The sequence below is a fragment of the Streptomyces sp. NBC_01451 genome (assembly GCF_036227485.1).
Lineage (GTDB): Bacteria > Actinomycetota > Actinomycetes > Streptomycetales > Streptomycetaceae > Streptomyces.
In genome coordinates this window covers 4,069,434-4,081,224 of the sequence record NZ_CP109479.1, presented here as the reverse complement: position 1 = coordinate 4,081,224, position 11,791 = coordinate 4,069,434, and the positions used below count along the sequence as shown (strand labels likewise).

At 68.9% G+C, this 11,791-nt stretch carries 10 protein-coding genes; 8 read left to right on the top strand and 2 right to left on the bottom strand.

All coding sequences use genetic code 11. The features are described 5' to 3' along the window. Positions 1-162: 162 nt before the first annotated feature. The 6 genes from OG595_RS17590 to OG595_RS17565 all read left to right on the top strand — a co-directional run bounded on the left by OG595_RS17590 (position 163) and on the right by OG595_RS17565 (position 7,761). Complete coding sequence (locus OG595_RS17590) at positions 163-1,434, top strand: amidohydrolase family protein (RefSeq protein WP_329273189.1); 1,272 nt, start codon at positions 163-165, stop codon at positions 1,432-1,434. Positions 1,435-1,604: 170 nt separating this feature from the next. After that, on the top strand, positions 1,605-2,447 hold the full coding sequence (locus OG595_RS17585) for a vWA domain-containing protein (RefSeq protein ID WP_329273186.1): 843 nt from the start codon (positions 1,605-1,607) through the stop codon (positions 2,445-2,447). 2 nt (positions 2,448-2,449) lie between these two features. Continuing rightward, complete coding sequence (locus OG595_RS17580; RefSeq protein WP_329273183.1) at positions 2,450-3,298, top strand: hypothetical protein; 849 nt, start codon at positions 2,450-2,452, stop codon at positions 3,296-3,298. Between the two features lie 96 nt (positions 3,299-3,394). After that, entirely contained in the window at positions 3,395-5,857 is a 2,463-nt protein-coding gene (locus OG595_RS17575; protein ID WP_329273180.1) for a hypothetical protein, read from the top strand. 165 nt (positions 5,858-6,022) lie between these two features. Beyond that, positions 6,023-6,985: an LLM class F420-dependent oxidoreductase gene (locus OG595_RS17570; protein WP_329273178.1), complete on the top strand. Its 963-nt coding sequence runs from the start codon at positions 6,023-6,025 to the stop codon at positions 6,983-6,985. Between the two features lie 77 nt (positions 6,986-7,062). Further along, on the top strand, positions 7,063-7,761 hold the full coding sequence (locus tag OG595_RS17565) for a helix-turn-helix transcriptional regulator (RefSeq protein WP_329273176.1): 699 nt from the start codon (positions 7,063-7,065) through the stop codon (positions 7,759-7,761). Positions 7,762-7,825: 64 nt separating this feature from the next. On the opposite strand, the gene OG595_RS17560 is transcribed toward OG595_RS17565, so the two are convergent. Then, entirely contained in the window at positions 7,826-8,632 is an 807-nt protein-coding gene (locus tag OG595_RS17560; RefSeq protein ID WP_329273174.1) for a hypothetical protein, read from the bottom strand. Between the two features lie 70 nt (positions 8,633-8,702). Further along, positions 8,703-9,443 carry a hypothetical protein gene (locus OG595_RS17555; RefSeq protein ID WP_329273172.1) on the bottom strand — a complete coding sequence of 247 codons (741 nt, stop codon included), beginning with the start codon at positions 9,441-9,443 and terminating at the stop codon, positions 8,703-8,705. A 232-nt stretch (positions 9,444-9,675) separates the two neighbouring features. Between OG595_RS17555 and OG595_RS17550 the strand changes: the two genes are divergently transcribed. Continuing rightward, on the top strand, positions 9,676-10,452 hold the full coding sequence (locus OG595_RS17550; RefSeq protein ID WP_329273170.1) for an SDR family NAD(P)-dependent oxidoreductase: 777 nt from the start codon (positions 9,676-9,678) through the stop codon (positions 10,450-10,452). Between the two features lie 150 nt (positions 10,453-10,602). After that, positions 10,603-11,721 carry an LLM class flavin-dependent oxidoreductase gene (locus OG595_RS17545; RefSeq protein ID WP_329273168.1) on the top strand — a complete coding sequence of 373 codons (1,119 nt, stop codon included), beginning with the start codon at positions 10,603-10,605 and terminating at the stop codon, positions 11,719-11,721. Positions 11,722-11,791: the final 70 nt, after the last annotated feature.

Genomic DNA, 11,791 nt, shown 5'->3' with positions numbered 1-11,791 from the left:
CGTCAGCTCTGGAGACGCCGATCACAGGCCGGGTGCGCGGTATCGCACGCTTCTCACCCGCTGTTCGCGCGGGGTCGCACGGAAAGGGGGCGGCGAGGTGGCCGAAAGGGACGTGCGGTCGCGTAGCTGACGGTTCGTCAGATCGGCGCTACCGTGCCCTCTATGGAGACGACTGTGGAGAGCGCGGCGGAGGGTGCGGAGACGACCGACACCTTCCCGAAGATCATCTCGGTGGACGACCACACGGTGGAGCCGCCGGGCGTCTGGCAGGACCGGCTGCCGAAGAAGTACCGGGACATCGGCCCGCGCATAGTCCGGGCGCCGCTGAAGTCGATGTCCTTCCTCGGCGGCCGGTTCAAGCCCGTCATGGGTGAACCCGGCGACGACGGCCCGATCGGCGACTGGTGGGTCTACGAGAACCTGCACCGCCCCCTCACCCGCCTCGACACCGCCGTCGGCTACGACCGGGACGAGATCAAGCTGGAGGTCATCACCTACGAGCAGATGCGCCCGGGTTCCTACGACGTCCCGCAGCGACTGGCCGACATGGACATCAACCACGTCCAGTCCGCCGTCTGTTTCCCGACCTTCCCGCGCTTCTGCGGCCAGACCTTCACCGAGGCCGAGGACCGCGAACTCGGACTGCTCGGCGTACGCGCATACAACGACTGGATGGTGGACGAGTGGTGCGGCCCGGCCGCGCAGGGCCGTCTCATCCCGCTCACTCTGATCCCGCTCTGGGACGCGGAGTTGGCGGCGGCCGAGGTCCGGCGCAACGCGGCCCGCGGCGTTCGCGCGGTCGCCTTCTCCGAGATCCCCCCGCACCTCGGTCTGCCCTCGATCCACGGCGACGACTGGGACCCGTTCCTCGCCGCCTGCGCCGAGACGGGCACCGTCATCGCGATGCACATCGGCTCCAGCAGCCGGATGCCGTCCACCTCCGCCGACGCCCCGCCCGCCGTCGGCTCCACCATCACCTTCGCCAACTGCTGCTTCTCGATGGTCGACTGGCTGATGAGCGGCAAGTTCGAACGCTTCCCGCAGCTCAAGATCATGTACGCGGAGGGCCAGATCGGCTGGATCCCGTACATCCTGGAGCGCGCGGACGTGGTCTGGGAGGAGAACCGGGGCTGGGGCGGAGTCGCCGACAAGGTCCACCGGCCGCCCTCCGAGCTGTTCGCCGAGCACGTCTACGGCTGCTTCTTCGACGACGCCTTCGGGCTGCGCAACCTCGACGCGATCGGTGTGGGCAACGTCCTCTACGAGACCGACTACCCCCACTCCGACTCCACCTGGCCCGGTTCGCGCGAGGTCGGCGAGGCCCAGATGGGGCATCTGGACCCGGAGGTCGTGGAGCGGATCGTACGGGGCAACGCGATCGAGCTGCTGGGCCTGACGCCGGACGGGCTGTGGCATCCCGGCGGTACGGCATAGCTGGTGAAACTGGCGTAGAAGCCATGGCGCCGCTGGTCATCCGGTACCGTGAATTCCCTTGGGGGGCCAAGTGGTCGGATGGTGAAGAAGCGCTGCCCGAACGCGACTGTCCCCCGGCCACCGCACTGCTGCTGCACAGCGACCGTGCAGGGAAAATCGGGGGACGTCCGTTGCCGTACACCGCAGAGATCAGCCGGACCAACCCGGGTTGCTTCATCTTCCTGGTGGACCAGTCCGCCTCCATGAGCGACCCCATGCAGAACGGTGAGACGACCCAGCCGCGGGCCGAGGTGGTGTCCAACGCCATCAACCGGCTGCTGACGGAACTGTCGGTCAAGTGCGCCAAGGAGGAGGGCGTACGCGACTACTTCCACGTCTCCGTGATCGGTTACGGCCACAACCACGTCGGCTCCGCCTATCAGGGTGCCCTCGCCGGCCGCGACCTCGTTCCGCTGGGCGAGGTCGCCAACAACCCGGCGCGCGTGGAGAGTCGTACCAAGAAGGTGCCGGACGGCGCCGGCGGTCTCGTCGAGACGTCCGTCCAGTTCCCGGTGTGGATGGACCCGGTCACCAACGGCGGTACGCCCATGACCCGGGCCCTCGGCTATGCGAACACCCTGGTGGCGCACTGGGTCGACACGCACCCCGGTGGCTTCCCGCCCATCGTCCTCAACCTCACCGACGGGGAGTCCACCGACGGCGACCCGACCAGCGCCGCCATCGGCCTGGCCTCGCACGCCACCGCGGACGGCCCGGTCCTCCTCTTCAACCTGCACGTCTCCGGCAGCGGCGGCGCCCCCATCACGTTCCCGGACAACGAGGAAGCGCTACCGGACACCTACGCGAAGCTGCTCTTCCAGATGTCCAGCGTCCTGCCCGGCCACATGCGTTCGTACGCCGCCTCGCAGGGCCACCGGGTCAGCGGGACGACCCGGGGCTTCGTCTACAACGCCGACATCGTCTCCATCGTGGAGTTCCTCGACATCGGCACCCGTGCGACGGAGCTGCGCTGACCATGGGGGACATCCCGGCGCTGCCGCGGGCACAGTGGTTGTGGACACAGAAGTCGGGCAGCAGCGAGCGGGAGTGCGAGGACGCCGCGTACTGCTGGCAGTCCGGCGAGGCGGGCGTCGACAGTGCGGGCCGGGCCGTCGCGTCCCTGTACGCCGCCGTGTCCGACGGAGCCTCGGAGAGCCTGCTCGCCCGTGACTGGGCCATGCTCCTCGTCGCCGACGCCGTCGAGTCCATGCGGCTGGCCGGTGACTGGTGGGAGGAACTCGGTACATTCGTAAGGGACTTGATGGAGCGCTCCGCACTGCACTGGGACGCCTTCCTCGCCCGCTACCAGGCCGAGCGCGCCACGCAGGGCAGGCCCATCACCTGGTACGAGCAACCCGGCCTGGAAAAGGGGGCGTTCGCCACGGTGCTGGGGGCCGAGATCCGGGCCACCGTCCTGGAGGACGGCACGACCCGCTGGTACTGGTACTCCTTCGCCCTCGGCGACAGCTGCCTGTTCCAGCTGCGCGACGGACGCCTCCTCGACTCCTTTCCGGTGCGTACGGTCGAGGAGTTCGGGATCACGCCCCAGCTGCTGGGCAGCCGGAATCACGATGTGCGGCTGGTCGCGGAACGGATGCGGGTGGCGCACGGGGAACTGCTGCCCGGCGACGAACTCCTGCTCACCACCGACGCGCTTGCGGCCTGGATGCTGTCCCGGGAGGCGACGGGCGAGCCCGAACAGGCGCCGGCTCTCCCGGCCTTCGCGGCTTTCGACCAGCAGGACTTCGCCGAGTGGGTGGGCGACCAGCGGGCGCGCGCCCGGATGCGCAACGACGATGTGACCCTCGTCCGAGCGAGAGTGTGACGTCGATCCGTATATCCGTATGACGGTCGGCGTCATGAGGGTGTGGCGTCACGAGGAGTGGCGTACTTCCGTACGGCAGCGAGAGGGGAGGCGTGGATGGCGGTGTCCCGTGGCGGTCGTCCCGGCCCCGGCTCCGGTCACGGCCCCGTTCCCGGGCCCGGTTCCGGGCAAGGTCCCGGACCGGCCAGGAGGTTTCCGACGGGAGCGAACTACGCGGAGGCGCTCCAGCACCCCGAACTGTGCTTCAGCGACCCGGATCTGAAGCACGGGACGGTTCAACAGAGCCCGGTACTGGGCCCCAAGGCGATCTCCGGGAACTTCGCCAGCGTCTTCTCCGTCACGGCGACGAACGGGCAGCGGTACGCGCTGAAGTGCTTCACCCGGGACAGCACGACGCTCGGCAAGCGCTACTCCGCCATCAGTACGGCGCTCGGTGGACTCGGCGGACTCGGTGGACTCGGCGGACTCGGCGGACTCGGCGGACTCGGCGGAAGCGGTGGCTTCGGCGCCGGCGGGCTGTCCCAGCCGTGGCCGGTGGGGTTCGACTTCCTGGAACAGGGCGTCCTGGTCGGCCGGGAGTGGTACCCGGCGGTCAAGATGACCTGGGTGCAGGGCACCGGCCTCATCAACTGGATAGAACGCAACCTCCACGACCCGGCCGCCCTGCACACGCTCGCCGACCGGTTCCTGGCCATGACCGCCGACCTGGAGAGGAACGGCATCGCCCACGGCGACCTCCAGCACGGCAACCTCCTCGTCGCCGCCGACGCGACCTTCCGTCTCGTCGACTACGACGGCATGTACGTCCCCGCCCTGCGCGGCGAGCAGGCCACCGAGAACGGCCACCGCAACTACCAGTCGCCCTCCCGTACGGCCGCCGACTTCGGCCCCGCCATGGACCGCTTCTCCGCCTGGACCATCGAACTGGCCCTGCTCGCCGTCGCCACGGACCCCGGCCTGTGGACCCAACTCCACGACAGACAGGGCGAGTTCCTGATCCTCTCCGAGGCGGACTACAAGGAACCGGCGACCTCACTGGCCTGGCCGGTCCTGCTGAGCCACCCTGACCAGCGGGTACGGGACGTCGCCGGCCGGGTCAAGGGCTTCCTCGGCAGGCCGACGTCCGCCGTACCACCCCTCACCGCCGACGCCGTGGGACTCCCGGCACAACGGACGGCATCGGCATCGGCATCAGCACCGGTATCGGCACCGGGTGCGGGAACGGGGGCGGGCGCTGGTTCGGGCGGGGTGAGCTACGGGGGCGGAGGCGGTCCCGGCGGCGGCCGGCACACGGTCACGTCCTGGACACCGGCCGCGTCCGGGGCGTCCGCGTCCGGGGTGCCGGCCTGGATGGCGGGACGCATGGCCGCGTCCACCGCCGCGTCCGCCACCACCACCCAGGGCCCGGCACCGCAACCGGCTGCCGGACTCGGCGGACTCGGCGGGTTCTCCGGCCTCTCCGGCTTCGGCGGGCGCAGCGCCGGTGACCTGGTCGCGGCCCTCGGCGCGCTGCTCAGCACGTCCGCGCCGGGTGCGCTGGTCCTCGCCGCGGGGCAGCCGGTGGACGTCCTGCCCGCGGCACAGGGCGCGGCCCTGCTCACCTCCGTCGCCATGGTCGGGTTCGGCCGGCGCCGGCGCCCCGAGTACCGGGCGGCACGGAAGCGGGTGCGTGAGCTGAAGCGGCGCTCCCGCGAGCTCGCGGACCCGGCGAGCGCCCATCAGCGCCTGGAGCGGGAGATCCGTGTCCTCGACGACGCCCTGGCCAAGGACAACACGGCCTCCGACCAGAGCATCCAGGCCCTCCAGCTCGAACTGCGCGACGGCCAGGCCCGTATCACCATGGACCTGAACCGGCGTACGGACCAGGCCCAGCAGCAACTGGCGGGGCTGGCGGCGCAGGAGCGGCGCCGGATCGACAAGGCGCTGGAGCCCGCGATCAGGGCGCACATCCAGGACAAGCTGCGCGGGACGTCGATCCAGGAGGCGCGGTCGCTCAGCAACATGGGCAACAAGATGGTGCAGGCGCTCCAGGACGCGGGTATCCGGTCCGCGGCCGACTTCATCGGCGTGGACTTCTCGAACAACCCGTCCGTCGTGTACCTGGTGCGGCCCGGTGGCCAGCGCATACGGGTGCCCGGCATCGGCGAGGCCCGGGCCACGGCCCTCAGTGACTGGCGCCAGGGCCTGGAACGCCGGGCCAGGGCGTCCGCGCCGACCACGGTGCCGCCTGCGGCCAAGGCCCAGATCAAGGCGGACATCGCCGCGCTCCGACGGACCCACAAGTCGGAGATCAAGCAGGCCGAGGCCGAGGCCCTGCAGAAGAAGGCCGCCCTCCAGCAACGGATCACCGACGAACGTGCCCGACTCACCGGCCGGCGCCAGCAGCGCGCGATGGACACCCAACGCAAGCGTGCGGAACTCCTGCACCGGCAGAAGCAGTTGGCGGGCGCCGAGGCGGAACGGAAGAGGGTGGAGGCGGAGCTGGGCGACGTGCGGAGGGAGGCACGGGGGACGCTGGGGGCAGGCAAGTACATGCGCTTCTTGCTGACGGGACGCTAGCGGGCAGCGGGCAGCGGGCAGCGGGTTGGAGCGGGGGAGAGGGAGGGGGAGGGTGAGGAACGAAGGTCTGCGACCCCTTGCCTGACGGTGCGTCAGCCGCAACGATGTCCATCGCGGCCAGAAGTGACGGACCGTCAGATCCGAGCCAGGGAAAGGGACGCGCCCATGACCTACGGCATGCAACTCCCCATCCAGTCCCAGTCCACCCTCTACACCGAACCCTGGGAATCCTCGGCCACCCCCGCCGACCTCCTCGACATCGCCCGCACCGCCGACCGCGCCGGCTTCGCCTACCTCGCGAGCTGCGACCACGTCGCCATCCCGCGCCGCCTCGCCCCCGCGATGAGCACCGTCTGGTACGACCCCGTCGCCACCCTCGCCCACCTCGCCGCCGTCACCGAACACGTCCGACTCCTCAGCCATGTTGCCGTCGTGGGCCTGCGCCACCCCCTCGTCACCGCCAAGCAGTACGCCACCCTCGACCACCTCTCCGGCGGGCGCCTGATCCTCGGGGTCGGAGCAGGTCACGTACAGGAGGAGTTCGAGGCGCTGGGGGCCGACTTCGAGCGCCGGGGTGCCGTGCTCGACGAGACGATCGACGCGTTGCGCGCCGCGCTCGGGCCGGACGAGTTCCCCGAGCACCACGGCAAGTTGTACGACTTCGAGGGGCTGGGTCAGCGGCCACGGCCCGCGCAGGAACGCGTACCACTCTGGGTCGGCGGGTCGTCCCCCGCCGCCGTACGCCGGGCCGCGCTCAAGGGCGACGGCTGGCTGCCGCAGGGTGATCCGCGTGACCGCCTCCCGGACCAGATCGCGCGGATCGGACGGCTGCGCGAAGAGGCAGGCGTCCAGGGGCCGTTCACCGTCGGGGCCATCACCGAGCCGCTGTACGTCGGAGAGCCCGGGTGGGACGTCGGGCGGCGGACGATCAGCGGGGCGCCGGAGGCCCTCGCCGAGTCGCTGCGGGCGTACGGCGCGATGGGGGTGGACCAGATCCAGGTCCGGTTCCGGAGCCGGAGTCTCGCTGAACTCACCGACCAGATAAGGCAGTTCGGGGAAGAGGTCGGTCCACTGCTGGAGAACGGACCGGAAGGCGACCTGTCCGGCGGCCTGCCTGGATCTCATTGAACCTTTGAACATGTCCATGCTGGGGCGCGTACGTAGGGACGTACGGACGTCATCGTTCCGGCGGAAGGACATGCACGGTGCGCGCTTCCCGGCTCGTCGACCACCCCTCACCCAGGCTGTCCGTCGCCCTCGCCTGTGCCGAGGGCGAGTGGCCGCACGAGGACTGGCCGGACCCCGACGACCCGCACGTGGGGCGGGCGTCGCGCGTGGACCCGCCCTACCGCGAGCTGGGGGAGCAGGGCGCGGTGGACGTCGTCGTCCTGCGGTGCGAGGAGCCGGCGACCGAGTTTCCGGCGCTGCTGAGGGCCATGGGCGCCGTGAGCGTTCCGGTGATCGTCGTCAGTCCCCGGCGGGACACGGAGACCGTGGTGGAGGTGTTCCGGGGCGGGGCCGGCTATCTCGTCGAGGGCGACTACTGCACCTGCATGCTGGCCTCGGCGGTCATGGCGGCCACGGTCGGGCACACCTATCTCTCGCCGGTCGCGTGCGCCGCCCTCCGGGAGGGGGCTCAGCGGGTCTCCGAGGAGGGGTCGAAGGGCGCGTCCGTCGCCGGGACGGCGATGGAACGGCTGCGGAGTCTGCTCTCGCCGCGCGAACGGCAGATCATGGAGCTGCTGTCGACCGGCCTGGGTGCCCAGGAGATCGGGCTGCGGTTGACGCTGAGCGAGAAGACCGTCCGCAACAACCTCAGCAACATCTACGCCAAGCTCGACGCCCGGGGGAGTACGGACGCGGTCCTGAGATGGCTGGGAGCGACTCCGGTTGTTCGCATATGAGAAGCATGACAAGTATGAGAACAACCGGTGCCGCCTCATCCGGTGACGTCCGTCTCGAATCCCGCTACTGAGTCGAGATATCCGACGACGGAATCTCCGACAGCGGGACTTCCACGTCCGTGACGTTGCTGCCGCCCTCTTCGAATCCCGGCTCCGTGCGGATGCTGTTGCTCGAATTCTGGATTCCGTTGGCCTCCGGAGTTCCGCATTTGACGTTGCGCAGCCACAGCCTGCCGTCCGGAGTTCCGTTCTTCAGGAGCTGCGGATAGAAGACGTGGACGGTCGCGGCACCCTCGCTCGGTGCGAAGAACACCTTCTGGCCGTCCTGCTCCTCCTTGTACGTCGCACGCAGGAATCCGCTCACGTCGGTGCGCTTGGCCGACCACATGAAGAAACCGATGCTGTCCGCCTGCACGGTGTCGGTGCGGCTGATTTCCAGACCGGTGGTCTTGTCGTCCGTCGTGATGTTGATTTCCGAGGTGTTGAAACTGACGCCGACCTCGACGATCGAGCCCACCAGTTTCGAGTCCGCCGCGGCGACGAAGCCGTCCTCCAGCTGGATGAACCGGCTGACGGACGTGGCCACCTTGAAGGTCTTCGAGGCGGTGCCGGTCGATCCGCAGTTGTCGGTCACCGCGGAGACCCGTTGGTTGGGGCCGAGGCTGTTCCGCTTGTTCTGGACGGGGACGAAATCACAGTCGTCGAGCCTGTCCGAGTTCGACGCGCAGTCCGCGGACACCTCGGAGGGCGTGGCGGCGCCCGCCTGGGCCATCAGCGGGACGGCCACCGCGAGGGCCGCCACCGGGGCCAGGGCGAGGGTGATGCGCTTCTTCTTGCTCCGGTGGCTCTTGGCGCGGCCGGTGCGGCTCATGGGTTCTCCTGGGAGGGATATGGCTTTTGACCTGCGGTGATCGGGGTGTTCAAGAGAGAGCGGAGGAGCGTCAGCAGTCCTCCAGGACCGCCTTGGAGGTGCCGTCCATGAGACCGGGGGCGCCTGCGGCGCCGGGCAGGACGGCGGGACCCTCGACGACATCGGGTGCGACGAAGTTCTTCTCGGGGGAGGGGTTCACCGCGAAGCTCCCGGGGTCGGCGTCGATCCGCACCCGCCATTCCCCGGTCATCCGCTGCATCGTCGGCGTGAACTCCATGTGGAGCACCTTGCCGACAGGAACCTCGCGCTCTTCGGTGTCGCCCGCCGAAGCCGCCTTCGTGGTCAGGTCCAGGGTGCCCTTGTGCTTGAGCCAGGACCCGCCGATGGCGCCGAAGAGACCTCCGCCGCCGCCCTGCTGGGTCACGGTGTACTTGCCCTGTCCCTGAGAGGCGCTCGCCGACCAGGTGATGGAGACCTTCGACGGTTCGGTGGCGTTCGGTTCGCAGTTCGGGAAATCGATGGAGGACTTCTCGGTGGGCCCGGCGAAGGTCTCGAACTTCGTCTCGACGAAATCGCAGTTGTCGGACTCGAAACTCGGGCCGGCGATCGGGTGACCGCCGAAGTCGAAGATGTCCTGCTGTTTACCGTTGAGCACCTCGGCCCGCTGGCACAGAGTCATGATCTGCTCGGGTGTCTTCTCCTCCGCCGCGTTCGCCGACGGCAGGAGAGTGATGATCACGCCACCGGTCGCGAGTGCCGATCCGATCGCCACGAGTCGGACCTTCTTGTTCTTCAGACGCCTCTTTGCCATGTCACGCCGCCTCTGAATCTCTTGGTGTCCGCTTTACCTGTTCGTGGAGAAACATTGGCATCACCTGTGGTTCCGCGACAGGGTCAAATATCCCTACTCGCCGGTCACTTGGTGTGTGCTCTCGCACACGCAGCACACTCGCCGGTCACCCGCTCACCGACTCTGACGCATCGTCAGATCCGGCGGTACGATGCTGACCTCCACCGATGTGAACGCTGCGAAGGGGTTCCGCATGGGCAAGCTCGACGGACGGGTCGTACTGGTCACCGGCGCGGCACGCGGTCAGGGGGAGCAGGAGGCCCGGCTCTTCGTGGCGGAGGGTGCGCGGGTGGTCGTGGCGGATGTGCTCGACGACCAGGGTGAGGCCCTGGCAAAGGAGTTGGGTGCCCTGTACGTCCACCTCGACGTACGTGAGGAGGCGGGCTGGCAGGCCGCCGTCGCCGCCGCGGAGAAGGCGTACGGCCGGATCGACGGGCTGGTCAACAACGCCGGCATCCTCCGCTTCAACACCCTCCTCGACACGCCGCTCGACGAGTTCATGCAGGTCGTGCAGGTCAACCAGGTCGGCTGCTTCCTCGGGATCAGGACGGTCGCGCCGCGCATCGCCGAGGCCGGTGGCGGGACGATCGTCAACACCGCCTCGTACACCGGGCTTACCGGGATGGCGGCGGTCGGGGCGTACGCGGCGAGCAAGCACGCCATCGTCGGGCTCACCCGGGTCGCCGCGCTGGAACTGGCGCGCCGGAAGATCCGGGTCAACGCCATGTGTCCGGGCGCGATCGACACCGCGATGTCCAACCCGGCCGTGCTCGACCCGGACGCCGACGCCGAGGGTGCCTCTCAGGGGTTGGACAGGCTGTACCGCAAGCTCGTGCCGCTGGGGCGGATCGGGCGGCCCGACGAGGTGGCGCGGCTCGCGCTGTTCCTCACCTCGGAGGACTCCTCGTACATCACCGGGCAGCCGTTCGTGATCGACGGGGGCTGGCTCGCCGGAGTCGCCGTCGTCTGACCGGCCGGACCGCCGTCAGAGCGCATCATCTGACTGACCGTCAGCTATTGACGGTCCCAGGGGCCGGTGGAACAGTCGACTCAACAAATCTGACGCTGCGTCAGAAACGTCAGGATCGTCAGGAACGGTTACTGGGGACGGTGAACCTCCTTGGAATTCGGGCTCTTTGTACAGGGATACGTGGGCAAGCGGGCCGAGACCGATCCGCTCGCGGAGCACAAGGCGCTGATGGAGGAGACCGAGTACGTCATTCAGGCGGACAAGTCGAACTTCAAGTACGCCTGGGTGTCCGAGCACCACTTCCTGGAGGAGTACTCGCACATCTCGGCCAGTGACGTCTACCTCGGCTACCTGGCCCACGCCACCGAGCGCATCCACCTCGGCTCCGGCATCTTCAACCCGCTCGCCCCGGTCAACCACCCGGTGAAGGTGGCCGAGAAGGTCGCCATGCTCGACCATCTCACCGGCAACCGCTTCGAGTTCGGCTCCGGCCGGGGCGCCGGCTCCCACGAGATCCTCGGCTTCATGCAGGGCGTCACCGACATGAACCACACGAAGGAGCTGTGGGAGGAGACGATCGGCGAGTTCCCGAAGATGTGGATGCAGGACGAGTACGTCGGCTTCCAGGGCAAGCACTGGTCGCTGCCGCCGCGCAAGATCCTGCCCAAGCCGTACGGGCCCTCGCATCCCGCGATGTGGTACGCCGCCGGCTCACCGCCCTCGTACGCCATGGCCGCCCGCAAGGGACTCGGGGTTCTCGGCTTCAGCGTGCAGCGGGTCTCCGACATGGAGTGGGTGCTGGAGCAGTACAAGACGGCGATCGTGGACGCCGAGCCGGTCGGGGACTACGTCAACGACAACGTGATGGTGACGTCGACGGCGATCTGCGCGCCCACGCACGCGGAGGCGGTACGGATCGCGGCGGGCGGCGGACTGCACTACCTTCAGTCGCTGCTCTTCCGCTACCACGACACGTTCCCCCGTCCCGAGGGGTTCCCTGTCTGGCCGGAGACGCTCCCCGAGTTCAACGAGGAGATCATCGAACTGCTCATCGCCGAGGAGCTGTTGATCTGCGGGGACCCGGACGAGGTGCTGACGCAGTGCAAGCGGTGGGAGCAGGCCGGGGCCGACCAGTTGAGTTTCGGGATGCCTATCGGGATCTCTCGGGAGGACACGCTCCAGACGATTCAGCTGGTCGGTGAGCATGTGATTCCGAAGATCGACACCGACCCTGTGCATCGCACCTCGCGGTTCCGGGGGGCGGCTTGAGGTTCGTTGGCGGGTGCGGGGCCGTCGTGGTTGTTCGCGCAGTTCCCCGCGCCCCTAAAAGAGGGGCGCG

Excerpts from the sequence above, each read along its gene's own strand:
- OG595_RS17550 (WP_329273170.1), top strand. The coding sequence starts at position 9,676 with ATGGGCAAGCTCGACGGACGGGTCGTACTGGTCACCGGCGCGGCACGC.
- OG595_RS17560 (WP_329273174.1), bottom strand. The coding sequence starts at position 8,632 with ATGAGCCGCACCGGCCGCGCCAAGAGCCACCGGAGCAAGAAGAAGCGC.
- OG595_RS17555 (WP_329273172.1), bottom strand. The coding sequence starts at position 9,443 with ATGGCAAAGAGGCGTCTGAAGAACAAGAAGGTCCGACTCGTGGCGATC.
- OG595_RS17570 (WP_329273178.1), top strand. The coding sequence starts at position 6,023 with ATGACCTACGGCATGCAACTCCCCATCCAGTCCCAGTCCACCCTCTAC.
- OG595_RS17575 (WP_329273180.1), top strand. The coding sequence starts at position 3,395 with ATGGCGGTGTCCCGTGGCGGTCGTCCCGGCCCCGGCTCCGGTCACGGC.
- OG595_RS17590 (WP_329273189.1), top strand. The coding sequence starts at position 163 with ATGGAGACGACTGTGGAGAGCGCGGCGGAGGGTGCGGAGACGACCGAC.
- OG595_RS17580 (WP_329273183.1), top strand. The coding sequence starts at position 2,450 with ATGGGGGACATCCCGGCGCTGCCGCGGGCACAGTGGTTGTGGACACAG.